Source organism: Catellatospora paridis (genome assembly GCF_009720365.1).
Classification (GTDB): Bacteria; Actinomycetota; Actinomycetes; order Mycobacteriales; family Micromonosporaceae; genus Catellatospora; species Catellatospora paridis.
The window spans coordinates 126,413-142,779 of the sequence record NZ_ML769317.1 but is presented as its reverse complement, the minus strand read 5'-3'; the positions used below and the strand labels follow the sequence as shown (position 1 = coordinate 142,779).

General features: G+C 69.9%; 14 protein-coding genes. 5 read left to right on the top strand and 9 right to left on the bottom strand.

Annotation, left to right across the window (positions count from 1 at the left end):
• Positions 1-197: 197 nt before the first annotated feature.
• From F9C41_RS18590 to F9C41_RS18560, 7 genes are all read right to left on the bottom strand, one after another.
• A complete protein-coding gene (locus F9C41_RS18590) occupies positions 198-377 on the bottom strand; it encodes a lysine biosynthesis protein LysW (protein WP_120319601.1) in 180 nt (59 codons plus the stop codon).
• Positions 374-1,342: a transketolase family protein gene (locus F9C41_RS18585; RefSeq protein ID WP_155388089.1), complete on the bottom strand. Its 969-nt coding sequence runs from the start codon at positions 1,340-1,342 to the stop codon at positions 374-376. Before F9C41_RS18585 ends, F9C41_RS18590 begins: the two co-directional genes overlap by 4 nt.
• Positions 1,339-2,181: a transketolase gene (locus tag F9C41_RS18580; RefSeq protein WP_155388088.1), complete on the bottom strand. Its 843-nt coding sequence runs from the start codon at positions 2,179-2,181 to the stop codon at positions 1,339-1,341. The genes F9C41_RS18585 and F9C41_RS18580 overlap by 4 nt, the downstream gene beginning before the upstream one ends.
• Positions 2,178-3,470 (bottom strand): DegT/DnrJ/EryC1/StrS family aminotransferase, encoded by a 1,293-nt coding sequence (locus F9C41_RS18575; protein WP_155388087.1) that lies wholly within the window; start codon positions 3,468-3,470, stop codon positions 2,178-2,180. Before F9C41_RS18575 ends, F9C41_RS18580 begins: the two co-directional genes overlap by 4 nt.
• Before the next feature lie 42 nt (positions 3,471-3,512).
• Positions 3,513-4,565 (bottom strand): BtrH N-terminal domain-containing protein, encoded by a 1,053-nt coding sequence (locus tag F9C41_RS18570; RefSeq protein ID WP_155388086.1) that lies wholly within the window; start codon positions 4,563-4,565, stop codon positions 3,513-3,515.
• Positions 4,562-5,164, bottom strand: coding sequence for a hypothetical protein (locus tag F9C41_RS18565; RefSeq protein WP_230689734.1), 603 nt, complete (start codon positions 5,162-5,164; stop codon positions 4,562-4,564). The genes F9C41_RS18570 and F9C41_RS18565 overlap by 4 nt, the downstream gene beginning before the upstream one ends.
• Positions 5,165-5,272: 108 nt before the next feature.
• Positions 5,273-6,004 (bottom strand): sulfotransferase-like domain-containing protein, encoded by a 732-nt coding sequence (locus tag F9C41_RS18560; RefSeq protein WP_196279833.1) that lies wholly within the window; start codon positions 6,002-6,004, stop codon positions 5,273-5,275.
• A gap of 251 nt (positions 6,005-6,255) precedes the next feature.
• Between F9C41_RS18560 and F9C41_RS18555 the strand changes: the two genes are divergently transcribed.
• Genes F9C41_RS18555 through F9C41_RS18535 form a run of 5 tightly spaced genes read left to right on the top strand, consistent with a single transcriptional unit; the run spans position 6,256 to position 14,577 of the window.
• A complete protein-coding gene (locus F9C41_RS18555) occupies positions 6,256-7,134 on the top strand; it encodes a RimK family alpha-L-glutamate ligase (protein ID WP_155388085.1) in 879 nt (292 codons plus the stop codon).
• The gene (locus tag F9C41_RS18550) at positions 7,131-8,234 is read left to right on the top strand and encodes a M20/M25/M40 family metallo-hydrolase (protein WP_155388084.1); all 1,104 of its coding nucleotides are present in this window, start codon (positions 7,131-7,133) and stop codon (positions 8,232-8,234) included. The genes F9C41_RS18555 and F9C41_RS18550 overlap by 4 nt, the downstream gene beginning before the upstream one ends.
• A complete protein-coding gene (locus F9C41_RS18545) occupies positions 8,231-12,331 on the top strand; it encodes a non-ribosomal peptide synthetase (RefSeq protein WP_230689733.1) in 4,101 nt (1,366 codons plus the stop codon). The genes F9C41_RS18550 and F9C41_RS18545 overlap by 4 nt, the downstream gene beginning before the upstream one ends.
• A gap of 10 nt (positions 12,332-12,341) precedes the next feature.
• Positions 12,342-13,496 (top strand): acyl-CoA dehydrogenase family protein, encoded by a 1,155-nt coding sequence (locus F9C41_RS18540; RefSeq protein WP_155388083.1) that lies wholly within the window; start codon positions 12,342-12,344, stop codon positions 13,494-13,496.
• Position 13,497: 1 nt separating this feature from the next.
• Entirely contained in the window at positions 13,498-14,577 is a 1,080-nt protein-coding gene (locus tag F9C41_RS18535; RefSeq protein WP_155388082.1) for an acyl-CoA dehydrogenase family protein, read from the top strand.
• Positions 14,578-14,581: 4 nt separating this feature from the next.
• Here F9C41_RS18535 and F9C41_RS18530 read toward each other — a convergent pair whose 3' ends face one another.
• Together F9C41_RS18530 and F9C41_RS18525 are read right to left on the bottom strand one after the other, a co-directional pair.
• A complete protein-coding gene (locus F9C41_RS18530) occupies positions 14,582-15,292 on the bottom strand; it encodes a response regulator (protein WP_230689732.1) in 711 nt (236 codons plus the stop codon).
• Positions 15,293-15,484: 192 nt separating this feature from the next.
• Positions 15,485-15,730 carry a hypothetical protein gene (locus F9C41_RS18525; protein WP_155388081.1) on the bottom strand — a complete coding sequence of 82 codons (246 nt, stop codon included), beginning with the start codon at positions 15,728-15,730 and terminating at the stop codon, positions 15,485-15,487.
• Positions 15,731-16,367 lie beyond the last annotated feature (637 nt).

The following is a 16,367-nucleotide window of genomic DNA, read 5'->3' as shown; positions in this document are numbered from 1 at the left end:
CGACTCCTTCACAGGGGATGTACGGTTCCGGGCTTTGCAGATCTAGACGTCGAGTGGGTCGCCTCCTGTACCGGGTTGGGCGCCCGGTGGATCCGTCGAGATCGTCGACGGTTTCCCACCGGGCGTCCTCCTCGCCCTGCCACTGGGCCGGCGGTAGCAGGCGCAGGGCAGGCAGGTCAGGTGGCTGCTGCGAGCGGTTACTCGCCCCAGTCCTCCTCGATCTCCGGTGCGAGGGCGAGGACCGTGGGGTTGAGCGCCACGATCTCCAGTTCGCTGCGGCAGTCCCCGCATTCCAGAATCTCGCTGAGCCGCACCGAATCGGCGACGTTCACCGGCCCCTCGCACTCGGGGCAGGCCTGCACGGTCATCGTTGTCATGAGTGGTGTTCCTTCCAATCGGTCTTGCCGGATCGGGCCGTCGTGTCGAGGGCGGTGCGGACCGCCCTCACGACCCGTTCGGCGGTGAGGTCGTAATGCGCGACGAGGTGTTCCTGGTTGCCCACCTCGTCGACGAATTTGTCGGGTACGCCCAGCCGCAGCACCCGGGTGGGGGCCGCCTCCGCGAGTGCTTCGGCGACCGCGCCGCCGAGGCCGCCGGCGCGCCAGTGTTCTTCGATGGTGACCACGAGTGTGGCCGGGCGTGCTGCGGCGATGAGCGTCTCGGCGTCGAACGGTCGCAGCGTGTGCATGTTCAGCACGGTCGCCTCGATGCCCTGTTCGGCGAGGACTTGCGCCGCGGCGACGCAGGCGAGCACCGGGTAGGGGCCGCAGCCCACGAGCACCACGTCGCCGCCGGTTCGCAGCGTCTGCGCCTTTCCGATGACCGGTGGCGGGGCCGCGGGAATCGGCGGGGTCGGTTTGCGGCCGAGCCGGACGTAGAGCGGTCCGGGCAGGGTCACGCTCTGCTCGACGATCGCCTCCGTGGCGGCGGCGTCGGCGGGCACCACGACGGTCATCCCGGGCAGTACCCGCATGACGGCGAGGTCTTCCAGTGCCTGGTGTGTCGGACCGAGGTGGCCCGCGGCCAGGCCGCCGTGGGTGGCCATGATGCGGACCGGGAGCCGGTTGTAGGCGATGTCGATCTTGATCGCTTCCAGTGCCCGGGACGCGGCGAACGCGGCCATCGTGTTGACGAACGGGACCCGCCCGCACGCCGCCATCCCGGCGGCCACGCCCATCAGGTTCTGCTCGGCGATGCCGAGGTTGAGGTACTGGTCACCGGCCGCTGCCGCGTGATCGGCGCTGAACAGGCCGGTGTCGGAGTCCAGGCACATCAGCTCGGGGTGCCGTCCCAGCAGTACGAGCACGCTGTCGCGGTACGCCTCCCGGGTCGCGCGGCTCATCTGAGGGACTCCGCGTCCCGCAAGGCGCTGATCGCCCGCGCGTGGTTGCGCGGCGACAGCGTCACATAGTGGCTGGAAGCGCGGCCGGCCAGGAAGGGCAGCCCTTGGCCCTTGACCGTACGGGCGATCAGCACGCTGGGCTTGCCCGGCTCCCACGGAGCGGCGTCGAGCAGGTCGGCCAGCAGCTCCGGGTCGTGCCCGTCGACCTCGCGCACCGCCCAGCCGAAGCTGCGCCAGCGCTCGGCCAGCGGTTCCATCGGCGCGATGGCATCGGTGGGGCCGGTCAGCTGCAGTCCGTTGCGGTCCACCACGGCGACCAGCCGGTCCAGGCGCTGCGACGCGGCCGCGATGGCCGCCTCCCACACGGAGCCTTCCTGCAGTTCGCCGTCGCCCAGCAGCACGAAAGTGCGGGAGGCGCGTCCGGCATAACGGTTGGCCAGCGCGAACCCGCAGCCCAGTGCCAGACCATGGCCGAGCGACCCGGTCGGCAGCTCCACCCCGGGCACCGCGCGCACCGGATGGCCCATCAGCCTGCTACCGGCCCGCCCGAATCCGGCGAGTTCGTCGACCGGGAAGAAGCCCCGCTCGGCCAGTGTCGCGTAGAGGGCGACTGCGGCATGGCCCTTGCTGAGCAGGAAGCGGTCGCGGTCCGGGTCGTCCGGCCAGTGCGTGTCCACGTTGAGCACCGAGAAGTACAGTGCGGTGAGCACGTCGACGCAGGACAGCGCACCGCCCAGGTGGCCGCCTTCGGGGCCTGCGCACATGTCGACGACGTGTGAGCGGATGCGGGCGGCGACGTCGTTGAGCGTGTCGCGCTCCAGGAGCTGGGTGATGGTCATGACGCCGCCTTCGCCAGCGTCGCGACCATGTCGCTGTTGGCCCACACCTTTTCGAAGGCGTCGGCGTACAGGTTGAGCAGCTCGCCCGCCCCCGGGTTCAGGTGGCGCTTCTGGATGGTCAGGGAGTCGGCGATGACCGCCCGGGTCACCGGATAGTCCTCGCCGGCGACCGTTCCGGACGCACCGGTCACCGACCAGGGGTAGCCCGAGCCGAAGCCGAGCCGGTCGACGAACACCTTCTGGTCGGGCAGCGGCATGAGCTGGTACTGCGACATCGGCACGCCCTCGGCGCGCAGCAGCCGTCGCAGGGTCGAGCGCAGGGCTTCGGGGCGCACCCCGTCCAGGCCGAACGCGGCGGGATCGAACCGGAAGCGCAGGATGTGCCACACATGGGTGGTATCCGGCAGCGCGGTAGGCACCTGCAGGCCGGGCAGTTTCGCCAGCCGGGCGAGGAACGTGGTGACGTTGTGTTGGCGTGCGCGCTCGTAGTCGTCGAACCGGGCGAGCTGCGTGGTGGTGAATGCGGCCTGCAGGCCGTTCATCTTGTGGTTCCAGCCCAGGCCGTAGGAGATGTAGTCGCGGTCGCGGCCGCTCTCGATGACCTCGCCGAACTGCCTGCCGCGGCGCATGGCCTTAGCGAGCTCCGCGTCGCCGGTCACCAGCAGGCCGCCTTCGCCACAGGTCGGGATGTTCTTGCTGACCTGCAGGCTGAACGCGCCCGCGGCGCCGATGCCGCCGACCGGCCGGCCGCGGTGGGTCGCCCCGGGGGCCTGTGCCGCGTCCTCGATGACCGGGATGCCGTGCCGGGCCGCGATCGCGGTGATCCGGTCCATGTCGGCGGGGGCCCCGTGCAGGTGCACGGGGATGATCGCCGCGGTCTTGTCGGTGATGCGGCGCTCGATGTCGTCGGGGTCGATGTTGAAGGTGACCGGGTCGATGTCGGCGAACACGGGTACGGCCATCTGATGCACCGGGGCGAGCCCGGTGGCGATGAAGCTGAGCGCGGGCACGATCACCTCGTCGCCCGGTCCGATGCCGAGGGCTGCCAGCGCCAGGGACAGGGCCGCGGTGCCGTTGGACACCGCGACGCAGTGTTCGAAGCCGAAATGATCAGCCCAGCTGTTCTCCAGCACGGCGACGGGGTTCACCCCATCCGTGTCGGACACCAGCGCGCCGTCGAGCGCGTCCATGACGGCCTTGCGGTCGTCGTCCTCGACGCGCGGCCACTCCACACGGCGCATCTCCCTCGGCACGACTGCCGTACCGCCGAATGCTGCCAGCTTGCTCATCAGTCTCCCTTTCACAAGATCACGGTGGTCGAACGGCGAGGGTCACAGGCGCGCTGCCGTCGTGCCGACGGCGTCGACAGCGCGCGCGTACTTGCCGCGCAGCACCGTGGCGTGGTGCGCGATGTCGGCTGCAGCGGCACGGGGGTCTTCGAGCCCGTGGGCACCGGTGAACCGCAGCCCGGTCCACGCGTGCGCGACGGCCTCCACCGCCCGCCCGGCTCCGGCCAGTGCCGGGTCGTTCCACTGCCGGCCGCATCTGCGCAGCAGCTCACCGTGCAGTGAGGCCTGCGCCTGCATGCCCCAGCCGAACGGGTACAGCTCGCGTAGTGCATCGGCGTCGCCGGCCCGGCAGCGCTCCACGAGCTCCGCGGCGAACGCGTCGAATCCGGCCAGTCCGGTGCGGGTGGAGGTCGCCGTGGTGAAGGCCTCGACGTCGGTGCGCAGGTAGCTGCCGAGCAGTTCGGGGGTCAGCGGGGCGGGCGGGGCGTCCAGGCGGACGTCGAGGCAGCGCCTGCCGATCTGCGAGTCGCTGAAGAACGCGTCCTGGACGTCGCTCGGATTCGCCGAGCCCCAGCTGCGCAGGAACTCCTCGATCGGGACGGCTCCGCGGAACGCGGGCGGCATCGCGTCCGAGACGTACACCACCCCGCGGGTCTCGTCCAGGCCGTAGACCACGACGAGATGTGCGGCGTGCACATCGCCGTACGCGGGCCGGAACGGCAGGTGGAAGTTGTCCACGGCAGCGATGACCAGCCGGTTGTCGGCCAGAGTCTCGCGGACCTCGCGCCAGACGTCGTTCTCGTCGGCGGGCTGCCACCAGCGCGAGTGCAGCTGGTGGTGCGGCGCCAGGGCGGAGCCGAGGTCGATCTGTCCGGACTCGTCGGCAGGGCACGGGTAGTAGAACTCTTCGGACCTGACATCGCCCGGCAGGTGCAGGAACCGCCAGCCGGCTCCGAGCACGGACAGCGGATCGACGCCCGCCCGTGCCAGCACCGTGCCGAACGTGGCCTGCAGGCAGCTGACGAGGTCGCGGTACCACCACTCGGGCTCCGCCCCCACGATCATGTAGGTCCGTGCCGTCACGCCGGCGGTCATGCCAGCTGTCCGTGACGCTGGAGGGTGACCGCGAACACGTGCAACGCGACGTTGCGGGGCATGAGGATGCCGGTCAGCTCGGCACGCCGGGTGACGGGCACCCGCTGCGCCCACATCATCGCGGGAACGCCTCGCTGAACGTGGTGCGGGTAGTGCATGACCAGGCTCTCGAACGCCTTGACCTCGCCGAACCACGCCGGCGCCGCCCAGAAGTCCGAGATCCGCAGCGGCTCGGCGTCGACCGAACCGTCGGCGAAGCTCAGCTCGATGGTGTCCTCGCAGCGTCGCTCGGACGCGGCCAGGACGTGGATCCAGTCGTAGCGGCCCGGCGTGACGCCGATGAACTGTCCGGCCGCGCGAATGTTGTCCGGCCCGTCACAGACCGGGGGAAACTCGAAGGGAACACCGTCCACGTGTACGAGACTCCCGCCCGCGGGCAGATATTCAGCCGCGAACGAGTTCCCCCATACATTGAACGCCCCTGCTTTGGTCTCGGTCGCCGCAGAGATGGCCGTGTTGTTGCGATGGCCAGATATGTCGACCGGATCGCACAGCCCTGCTTTGACGGAGGACATCGCAATGCCCGTCACGTGAAACACCTCTTCTGTAATCCGTCCTACATTTTCAACTTAGCCCGGCGAAAACTTCTTTTCGTCAGCGCCATGTTTAAATTGGCCACCCATATCGCCGACAGAATGTCCGGCGGCTCACGGCCGGATCGCGGCGGCGCGCAGCTTCTCGTAATAGGGCAGGTGGTAGTCGAGATAGGCCCGCAGCACCGGGTCTGCGGCCACCGCTGCGGCTCCGTCACCGGTGTTGCGCCTGAAGCCGGCGGTCTGGCTGGTGGACGCATGCCATCTGCTGGTCCCCTGCCATTCCGGCCGCATGCCCGGCTCCCAGCTCAGCGCATCCGGAAGGAACGGGATGCCCACCGCCGAGCAGTACGCGCGCACGGTTTCGGCCGGCCGGTCGAGCAGGTCGTCGGAGTCGACCACGACAGGCGTGGTGCCGGTGGCGGCCTGCACGGCCGCGAATATCTCGTACAGCCAGGCGAAGCCGATCTCGTCACGGCCCAGGTTCGGGTTGAGCTTGTGGTGCGAGGCGATGGCCTCGGCCGGGTGCCGGATGATGAACGTGTGTGTCGCGGCCGCGAGGAAGCCCTCGTCGGCGAGCAGAGCCGGGTAGTGGAAGTCCGTGGTGTCCTTGAAGAACACCGGCTTTTCCGCCGCGGTGGCGCGCAGTGCCGCGAGCACGTCCTGCTCGGTGTGCGCGACCCGGTCGCCGACCTTCACCTCTCCGAAGTCGACGACCAGGGAGAACGGCTCGTGCACGACGGTGCGGTCGCCTCGTTCGGCCATCATCCGCGCGAATGCGGTGGACCGCGAACGAGGCGCGCTCCATAGCGCGAGCACCGGTATCTGCTCCTGCGAGTTTCCCACGATCTCCTCCTTCTCCTCGGCGTGAGGAGAACCATTGCGGAAGCCATTCGAATCCCGTCCAGGGTGGCACGGCGGTCGCCGACTCGGGGTAATCAGAACTGGTGACCGCATCGGCGAGAAGTAAGCGCGATGCGTCCGTCTAAATGAATTTGCCGAGGACGCACAGGCCGGTCGGGACGTCGTAGTTTCGCCTCCTACGCATGACAGCGGTGATGCCGCCGGTCAGACAGTGGCTATAGAACGGAGTTCGCGTGTCAGCGACACCACAGCGGCCAGGCGAGGGCAGGATTGCGGTGCTCGCCAGCAGGGTCGGCGCAGATGAGAAGCGACTGTTCGACGCCTTCGACCGGCGCGGTGTGCTCTTCGAACACGTCGACACACGCCGGCAGTGGTTCCCGGCGGGGCAGCGGGCCCTGCCCTGGGATCTCGCACTGAACCGGGAGATCGGCCAGGTCCGGGCGGCGTACGCGGCCCGCTGCCTGGCCGCGGCGAAGGTAGAGGTGCTCAACAGCGCCGAGGCCACCGAGGTGTGCGGCGACAAATGGCTCACCACCCTGGCCCTGGAAGCGGCCGGGATCCCGACCCCGCGCACCGCACTGGGCCTCACCCCGCAGGCCACGCTGGACGCGCTGGACTCCATCGGCTACCCGGCGGTGATCAAGCCGCTGGTCGGTTCCTGGGGTCGCCTGGTGGCGCATCTGCCCGATCGCACCGCCGCTCAGGGCGTGCTGGAGTACGTCGCCGCGCTGCCCAGCCCGCAGTCGCACGTCGGGTACGTGCAGGAGCTGATCGACAAACCCGACCGCGACATCCGGGTCATCGTGGTCGGTGGACAGGTGCTGGGCGCCGTCTACCGGACCGGTGAGGCCGTGCGCACCAATGTGGCGCTCGGCGGGCAGACCCGGCCGTGCGAGGTGACCCCGGAGATCAACAAGTATGCGGTCGACGCGGCCGCTGCCGTCGGCGCGGACATCGCAGGTGTCGACCTGATCGAGGACCGCGATGGCCGGCTGCTGGTGCTGGAGGTCAACCACCGGGTCGAGTTCACCGGTTTCCAAGCCGCGCTCGCCGCGAAAGTGGACGTCGCGGACCACATCGTCGACTTTCTCATGGAACGGGCACGGAGATGAACTGGCGGTTCACGTCCTCCGGCAGCGTCACCGAGACGTACGCCATCGGGCTTCTGCGCAACATGCTGGAGATTCCCTCCGCTTCCTATCACGAAGGCGATCTGGCCGACTATCTGGTCGATGCGATGACGGACCTGGGTTTCCGGGCGCACATCGACGAGGTCGGCAACGTCATCGGTGTCATCGAACGCGGTGACGGCCCGACGGTGATGCTGCTGGGACACATGGACACCGTCTCGGGCGTGCTCCCGGTCCGCCCCATGGACGGCCGGCTCTACGGCCGCGGTGCGGTGGATGCGAAGGGACCGCTCGCGGCGATGATCTGCGCCGCGGCCGGCGCGGTGGACTTCCGCGGCAGGCTCGTGGTGATCGGTGTCGTCGAGGAGGAGACCCCGCGCTCGCGCGGCGCGATGGCGATCCGGGCCACCCACGACCGGCCGGATGCGCTGATCATCGGCGAACCGAGCGGGTGGTCGAGCGTGGTGCTCGGCTACAAGGGCAAGCTCGACCTGCGCTACACCGTCAGGTGTGCGGCCACGCATCCGAGCAACCCGACCCCGAAGGCGTCCGAACTGGCCGTCGCCTGCTGGGGCGCGCTGGTCGAACTGCTCGGCCCGGACGCCGGCCATGGCGTGTTCGACCAGCCGGGCGCCACTCTCAGCCAGCTCAACGCCGACCTGACCACCGCGACGGTGGAGATGAGCGTGCGCATCCCGCCGGGGTTCGACGTCGAGGCGCTGGTAGGTGCGCTGCGCGACCGGCTGCCGTCCGGCCATCTCGAAGTGCTGAACTCGGTGGCCGCCTGCCGGGTGGGCCGAGCCGACCCGGTGGTCCGCGCGGTGACGTCCGGCATCCGGCGGCTGCACGCGCAGCCTCGCCTGGTGGTGAAGACGGCCACCTCCGACATGAACACCCTCGCCGAGGTCTGGGACATCCCGATGGCCACCTACGGGCCCGGTGACAGCACCCTCGACCACTCCGACGACGAGCACATCATGCTGTCGGACTACAAGCGCGGCATAGACGTGCTGACGATCGCCATCGCAGAGCTGGCGGACCTGCCCGTCCGCTCGGGCCACCCGAAGGGAGTCGGCAGGTGACCGAGCTGAGCCAGCGCCTGGCCGCGCTGCCCGCGCCGCGCCGCACGCAGTTCCTCGCCCGCCTCAGACAACAGGCGGAAGCCGCGGCCAGGCGGGGTCCGGCACCGCGCCGGGACACCGGCCCGGTGCCGCTGTCACAACAGCAGCAGACCCTGCGGTTCCTCGACCGCCAGGCCCCGGACGGCTCCCTTCCCGGCGAGCCGCTGTGCCTGCGCCTGCGGGGAGACCTCGACGTCGACGCGCTGCGCTCGGCCCTGGCCGCGGTCGTGGCCAGGCACGACGCGCTGCGCACGGCGATCGTGCGGCGTGCCGACGACCTCATGCAGGTGGTCGCCGCCGAGGTCCCGGTCGAGCTGCCGCTGATCGAGGTGGAAGGCGAGGACCGCGACCGGCGGCTGACCGCTGCGCGGGCGCTGGCCGAGCAGCTGGCCCGGACACCGTTCGACCTGAGCAGGACACCGACCTGGCGTGCGGCGCTGATCGAGGTGGCGCCGGACGACCACCTGTTCCTGCTCAACGTGCCGAGCCTGGTGTGCGACACCCGGTCGCAACTTGTACTGGCCCGCGACATCGCCGAGTTCTACCGCTCCTCGGTCGCCGGCGACGCCCCGCGGCTGCCCGATCCCGTGGTGCAGTACCCGGACTACACGCTGTGGCAGCGCGACCGGCTCGACAGCCGCGACCTGGACGAGCAGACCGCGTACTGGCGCAGCACCCTGGCGGGCGTCGAGGTGCTCGAGTTCCCGACCGACCGTCCGCGTGGTGACACCCCGACCAGCACTGGTGCGCAGGCCGGTTTCACGCTCGCGCACGACGGACTGGACCAGGCGCGGAAACTGGCCCGGGAGGAGGGCGTGAGCCCGCACGACGTCCTGCTCGCCGCGTTCTTCGTCCTGCTGCACCGCTACTGCGGGATCGATGACCTGGTCATCGGCTCGCCGGAGTCGAGCCGCCGGCACGAGTCGCTGTCTGCGGTCGTCGGGCAGTTCACCGACATGAGGGCGCTGCGCGTCGACGTCTCCCGCGATCCGACCTTCCGTGAGCTGATCCGCCGGGTCGCGCGCGTGTCGGGCGAGGCGTCGGCGCACAGCGGCCTGCCGTTCGGCAAGCTGGTCGACGCGGTCGACCCGGCACACGATCCGGCCCGCTCGCCGATCTTCCAGATCGTGTTCGACGTCCACGACGCGGGCACCCCGACCGGCATGCCCGGCATCGTCACGTCCCGAGAAGCGGTCGCATCCGGCGCCTGCCGGTTCGACATGAGCTGGCAGCTGACGGAGCAGGCCGCGCCCGGCGACGACGCACCGCTGGACATCGCGTTCAACACCGACCTGTTCGACGTCGACAGCATCGCCAGGTTCGCCCGCCACTACGACGGACTGCTGCGGAACCTGACCGCCGCCCCGGACGCCGCGCTGTCGGCAGCGCCGATGCTGAGCGCCGCGGACGTGCAGTTTCTCGCCGAGGTCGCCCTGGGGCCGACGCGCCCGATCCGCGAGACCACCATCGTGGAACAGTTCGAGGCCCGCGCCCAGGAGTCTCCGGACAGCGTGGCGGTCGTCGTCGCCGGCGTCGAGACCAGCTACGCCGAGCTCAACGCCCGCGCGAACCGGCTCGCCGCGCTGCTGCGCGAGCGCGGCGTCGCACCGGGCGCGAGGGTCGGGCTGTGCCTGCGCAGGAACCTGGACCTGACGACCGCGATCCTCGCCGTCCTCAAGACCGGTGCCGCCTACGTGCCACTCGACACGACGAGTCCGCCGGCCCGGGTCGCGGAGATCGCCGCCGACGCGGGCCTGTGCACGGTGATCGCGCACATCGAGGCCGGCAACGCCGTTAGCGAGGTCGCCGTGCCCGTCGTGACACTCGACGACGTCCGCGAGGAACTGGCCGCCATGCCCGGCCACAATCCGCCGCTCGCGGCGCAGCCCGGTGACGTCGCCTACGTCATCTACACCTCCGGCAGCACCGGCAAGCCGAAGGGGGTGCTGCTCGAGCACCGCGGCGTGGTCGCCTTCACCGACAACACGCGGGAACTGTTCGACCTGACGCCCGCCGACCGGGTGCTCGGCTTCGCGTCGGCGACCTTCGACGTGTCCGTGTTCGAGACGTTCTCCGCGCTGCTGACCGGGGCCCGGCTGTACCTGGCGACCGAGGACGAGCGCCTGTCGATCGACCGGCTCCAGTCGCTGATGGAGCGGGCCGGTATCACGGTCATCGACCTGCCGCCGACCGTGATGCCGCTGCTGGCGCCGGAGAGGTTCGCCGAGCTGCGGATCGCGTTCGTCGGCGGTGAGGCGTTCAGCGGTGAGCTGGTCAACCGGTGGAACCCGGGCCGGCGGCTGTTCAACGGCTACGGGCCGACCGAGTGCACGGTGACGATGATCGTGGAAGAGTGCTCGGGCACCTGGGACACCTCGCCGCCAATCGGCCTGCCCATGGTCAACCATGTGGCGCACGTGCTGGACCGCGACCTGCGCCAGGTGCCGATCGGGGTGGCGGGCGAACTGGTGATCGGCGGGGCCGGCCTGGCGCGCGGCTACTTCAACCGCGACGAGCTGACCGCGGAGAAGTTCATCGCCGACCCGTTCGGCACCGCCGCCGGCGGCCGCCTGTACCGGACCGGGGACCTCGTGAAGCGGCTGCCGGACGGGCGGCTGGTCTTCCTCGGCCGGCTCGACCAGCAGGTCAAGATCCGCGGCCTGCGGATCGAGCTGGGTGAGGTGGAATCGGCGTTGACCCGATTCGACGGCATCGGGCCTGTCAGCGTCCGGGCCTGGGCCGACGACGCCGGTGACAAGCACCTGGTCGGCTATGTGACCGGCGTTGCGCAGGAGCAGGTGTCGGCGGTGCGTGAGCATCTGCGCACGCTCCTGCCCTCGTACATGATCCCGTCCTATTTCGTGGTCCTGGACGAGCTGCCGCTCAACAGCAGCGGCAAGGTCGACGCGCGCCGGCTGCCCGCCCCCGACCTGGCCGACACCGGTGCCGGGCCGGCCGACGAGGCGCGTACGGCGACCGAGAAGGTGCTCCTGCACGACGTGCTCACCCCGCTGCTGCGCAACAGCCGGCTCGGCGTGCACGACGACTTCTTCCTGGCCGGGGGCAACAGCCTGCAGGCCGTTCAGCTGATGTCGGCGATCAACCGCAGATTCCGGGTGGAGATCACCCTCGGCGACTTCTTCGTCTCCCCCACCGTCGCGCACCTGGCCGCGACCATCGACACCGTACGCGCCACCCAGCGTGCCGACGAGGATCCGTTCGACGCGCTGCAGAGCTTGTCCGGCCAGGCGCTTGTCCGGGCGGCCGCGAAGGACGACGGCCGGGCGCCGGTGGTGATGCGCGCGGCAGGCCCGGCGCAGGTGATCCTGCTGCACCCGTCGGGCGGTGAACTGTTCTGCTACGTGCCGGTGATCAGGGCGCTGCGCGACGACGTCAGCGTGGTCGGTTTCGCCGCCGATCCGGCCGACACCGTCGTCGATCCGCAGGACGCCATGGTGGGCACCGCCGCCCGGATCGTGGCGACGCTGGTCGCCGGCGTCCTGCCGGAATCGTTCTGCCTGGCCGGATGGTCCTACGGCGGCGTGCTCGCCTTCGAGGTCGCCAGGCAGCTCGAAGCGCTGACCGGACGACGGCCGCCGCTGGTGCTGCTGGACGCCGACTACGACGAGGACCCCGGCCCGCTCGACGAGCCGACGACCCGGCAGCGCTTCGTGCACGACGTCGCCAGGCTCGCCGGGCGTGACGGCCCGGCAGCACGCGCGGTGCTCGACGACCCGGTCGCAGGCCGGGCCGACGTCAGGCAGACGCTGCAAGGACTCGGCGTCGAACTGGAGTTGAGCGGGCAGGAGCTGACCTCCCGCTACGAGACCTTCCGGGCCTGTGCCCTGTCGATGCAGGCCTACCGGCCCCAGGGCCCGTACGGCGGGCCGGTCACGGTGCTGGCCGCCTCGTCGGCCACCGCCCTGGAGCACACGTGGCACAGCGTCTGCACCGGCCGGTTCCGAGCCGAGAACGTGCCCGGCGACCACTACACCCTGTTCACGGAACCGGCGCTGAGCCGGGTCGTCGCGGCGATCGAAGATGCGCTCGCCTCTTGAGGAGACCTCCATGCGGTTCGGATTCACCGAGGATCAACAGCGTTTCCGGGCGGACGTGCGAAAGACGTTGCGCTCCGAGCCGGTGCGTAGCGCGGCGGCGCAGGCCACCGGCGCGGACGGTGTCGAGCCGGACGCCCGCCCGCTCTACCGCCTGCTCGGCGAGCTGGGACTGCTCGCCGTGCACTGGCCGGTCGAGTACGGCGGGCAGGGACGCCCTCTCACCGATGCCGCGATCGTCGCCGAGGAACTGGTGCGGGCGGGCGTGCCGGACACCCTGCACGTCAACACCATCCAGATCGTCGGTCAGTTCCTGCTGATGGCCGGCGACGCGGAGCAGAAACGCAGGCACCTGCCCGCGCTGGCACGCGGCGAGAGTTTCGCCTCGGTGCTCTACACCGAACCCGACGCAGGATCGGACCTCGGCGCGCTGCAGACCGTCGCAGCACCCGACGGCGACGGCTACCGGATCAGCGGCACGAAGGTGTTCAGTCTCAAGACACGGTTCGTCGACCTCGGACTGTGCGCGGCCCGCACCTCACCCGATGCCGGCAAGTACCAGGGCATCAGCCTGTTCCTGGTCGACCTGCGCGCTCCCGGTGTGCGCGTGTCGGTGATACCCGGCATCGGCGACGAGCACTTCCACCAGATCGAGCTCGACGCGGTCCGGGTGCCGGGCGAGAACCTGCTCGGACCGCGCGACGAAGGGTGGCCGCTGCTCAACGAGGCGCTGACCATCGAACGCACCGGCCTGGACTACTTCCTCAAAGCCGAGCACTGGCTGCAGGCCGCGCTGGAGTCGCTGATCGACCGGGAGCCCGGCTCCACGCACGTCGATTACGTCGAACAGATCGGGCGCTGGAAAGGTGCGCTCGCAGCCGACCACGCCCTGGCGTGGGAAGTGCTCACCGGAATCCAGGCCGACCGCATCGACCCGGTCGCGGCCGCCGTCGCCAAGTACCACAGCAGCGAACTCGCCCAGAGCATCGCGGCGTGGGCGGTCGACATCCCCAGCCCCGAGCAGCGGGCCGACCGCACCAGGTCAGCCCGGATCCTGAACTCCGCCTACCGGGAGGCGCCCGGGCTGACCCTGTCGGCGGGAACGTCCGAGGTGATGCTGCAGATCATGGCCGCCGCGTTCGACTCCCTTGAACACCAGGAGCACTGACATGGACCTCACCCCCGATCCGCTGTTCGTCCAGGTGCGCAAGGCGTTGCGTACGGCGCTGGCCGCAGTTCCGGTACAGCCGGGCGTGCACGGCGCGCCGGTCGCCGACGGAGGCTGCGGACCCACCCGCACCGTGCTCGACGAACTGGGCGTCGCCGACTTCGAGCGGCCCGCGTTCGTCGGCGGACTCGAGCTCGGCCTGACGGCGGGCGTGCTCGTCAGTGAGGAGCTCGGCCGCGCGGCCTGCGGCAACTCCTACCGCGGTGATGCGATGGCGGCCGATGTCGGCTGTCCGGCAGGCGGGGTCGCGCTGGCCGGGCTGGAGGCCCTCCCGGCGGGACACGGTGTCACCGCGACACCGGGTGCGACAGGCTGGGAGCTGACCGGCACGGTCACGGTCGACGATCCCGATCCCGCGCTGCTGCTGGTGCCGGTCACCACCGGCTTCGCAGGGCCGGTCCTGGTCGCGGTGCCCCGCGACGCCGCCGGGGTCAGTGTGCAGGCCGGTTGCTGGCCACCGGTCGTCCGGTTCGAGGCCACGCCGGTCACGCCGACAGACGTGGTCGGAGAACTCGACCAGGCGCTCGCCGGTCCGCTGGCCCGGGCCCGGCTGCGGCAGGCCGGCTACCTGCTCGGCATCGCCGACGGTGCGCACCGGATCGCGGTGGAGTACACCGGCTTCCGGCGGCAGTTTGGTGCCAGGCTGCGTGACCTGCCCGCGGTCTCGTTCCCGCTGGCGCGGGCCATGGTGGCGTTGCGCGCGACCAGCGCGGCGGTGTATCAGGGCGCCTGGATGGTCGACAACGAGCCGGACACGGTCGGCACCGAGCCGATCATGGCGCTGGCGCTGGCCGCGGAAACGGCGCGCGACGTGGTGCGGGTGAGCATGCAGAGCTGCGGGGTGCGTGCCATGACGGCCGAACTCGGTCTGCACCGCTACTTCCGGCTGGCCGCGGCCGAGTCCGCGCGATACGGCGACCCCGCTGCCCTGTGGCGGATCGTCGGCGCCGACTGCCTTCGCACAGCCCGGCGCGCCGCCGCCGGCATGGAGCTCCCGGCTGCGGCGACGACAGGGGTGTAACGGCTCACCTCGTACGCGCTGCCACCGGTGACAGGATGCGCTCGTCGCCGAAAAGCGGACCGTCGGACTGGATGAGCCCGGCCCGGTAGGCCAGAGACACCAGCTCGGCGCGGTCGCGGACGCCGAGCTTGGTGCGCACCCGGTAGACGTGGGTACGGACGGTGGCCTCGCCGATGTACAGCTCGCGGGCCACCTCCTCGGTGGACATGCCCCGCGCCACCATCCGGACCACCTCCCGTTCCCGCGTGGTCAGCTCGTCGGCTCCCGGGTACACGGCCTCCTCGCGGTGCGGCTGCGTACGGAACCACGTGACCAGGCGCTGCGCGACGCTCGGCGCGAGCACGGTCTGCCCGGCGGCTGCCGCCTGGATCGCGGTGATGAGCTCCTGCGGTCTGGCGTCCTTGCCGAGCAGGCAGCTCACGCCGGCGTGCAGTACATCGCTGACCGTCTTGTCGGCGTCGGATTCGGTGAACACCACGATGTTGGGCGGTGTGTCCTCTTTGGCGAGTCTGCGGATCATCTCCAGGCCGGAGATCGTGCGGAGGTTCAGGTCGGTGACCACGACATCGGGCCGTGTGGTGCGCACGAGGACGATGGCCTCCATGCCGTTGTCGGTCGTGCCGATCACGTCGATGCCCGGGACCGCGTCGAGCAGAGTTCTGAGACCGTCCCCGATAACTGGCAGTTCGTCACATATGAGTACCCGGATGGTCACTGTCTTCCCTTCGGTAAGAACTGGCTAGAAGTCCATTGAGTGACGGCAGCGTTAACTGGCGGGCCGCCTCCGGCATGCCGGAGGCGGCCCAAGTCCCCAGTAGTGAGTCTTCGATTCCTTCGCAATTGACAATTGGGCGCAAGCCATGGCGACGACGCCCGGAAGGCGCCGACTTCGTTTCGTGTCGCGTGATTACCTGATGCGCCAGCCGTCGAGGGCGGGCGCCCTGATCGCTCTATTCACGATCTCGACCGCCTGGTCTTGGGCGACCTTCTCGTCGGCGGAGCGAATGAAAAGCACTACGGTCATCTCACCCGTGCCGATCCGCACCCGTACGTGTTCGACGGCATCGCGTTCTTCGGCGTATGCCCAGATCAGATCCGTTGCCACGGCCTGACTGAGCTGCTTGCGAGCAGGGCCGGCATTGTCCAGCGTCACCCTTACAAGATGCATGTCACCCCCATTCGTTACCTCCCGGTGTAACGGTGTCGGAGGCAGTGGCAGTGACCGCACCGCCCGGCTGTGCGAGAGCCATTCCGAACACCGCGAAGAGCGCCGCAACAATGAGAATCCGAGCTGTCCACTTCATGTCTGCTCCCCGTTTCCGCGGTCTTCGGGGCGCCTCTCCGGCCCCGCTGAAACAAGTGTGGAGCGGCGCACGGGCGAAGTGAATAGAAAGCAATTGGCACCAAAATGCATGGCTCCTTGGTGCCACCACCTGATCGTCCGAGCCCCAGGACACGGGTGTCGACACGACCGTCGTGGACGGCTGGGGCCAGCCGCTCGCGATCATGGCGGCATGGAGACGGGCGCGGCCTCCAGGTGATCGTCCGAGTGTCGAAATCGGAGTGTCGAAGGGTCGCGCCCGTCGGGTTCATCAGCACTGACGCACGAGCAGCAACCGCTGCACCGTGTTCAGCTTGCTCCGCCCGGCCGAGATCGCCACCGCCGCCGAAGCCCTATCCGTGACCCCTATCCACCGGCACACCTATTAGGAGCCATCGATCAACGCGAACGCCTACCCCGCATGAGCCCCGCTCAAACGCCTGTCTTAACAGGCGGACGGTCTTCGCTG

What these genes read in the sequence shown, in the direction of transcription:
- F9C41_RS18540 (WP_155388083.1), top strand. Translation starts at nt 12,342, where the DNA reads ATGCGGTTCGGATTCACCGAGGATCAACAGCGTTTCCGGGCGGACGTG.
- F9C41_RS18570 (WP_155388086.1), bottom strand. Translation starts at nt 4,565, where the DNA reads ATGACCGCCGGCGTGACGGCACGGACCTACATGATCGTGGGGGCGGAG.
- F9C41_RS18580 (WP_155388088.1), bottom strand. Translation starts at nt 2,181, where the DNA reads ATGACCATCACCCAGCTCCTGGAGCGCGACACGCTCAACGACGTCGCC.
- F9C41_RS18585 (WP_155388089.1), bottom strand. Translation starts at nt 1,342, where the DNA reads ATGAGCCGCGCGACCCGGGAGGCGTACCGCGACAGCGTGCTCGTACTG.
- F9C41_RS18550 (WP_155388084.1), top strand. Translation starts at nt 7,131, where the DNA reads ATGAACTGGCGGTTCACGTCCTCCGGCAGCGTCACCGAGACGTACGCC.
- F9C41_RS18575 (WP_155388087.1), bottom strand. Translation starts at nt 3,470, where the DNA reads ATGAGCAAGCTGGCAGCATTCGGCGGTACGGCAGTCGTGCCGAGGGAG.
- F9C41_RS18590 (WP_120319601.1), bottom strand. Translation starts at nt 377, where the DNA reads ATGACAACGATGACCGTGCAGGCCTGCCCCGAGTGCGAGGGGCCGGTG.
- F9C41_RS18535 (WP_155388082.1), top strand. Translation starts at nt 13,498, where the DNA reads ATGGACCTCACCCCCGATCCGCTGTTCGTCCAGGTGCGCAAGGCGTTG.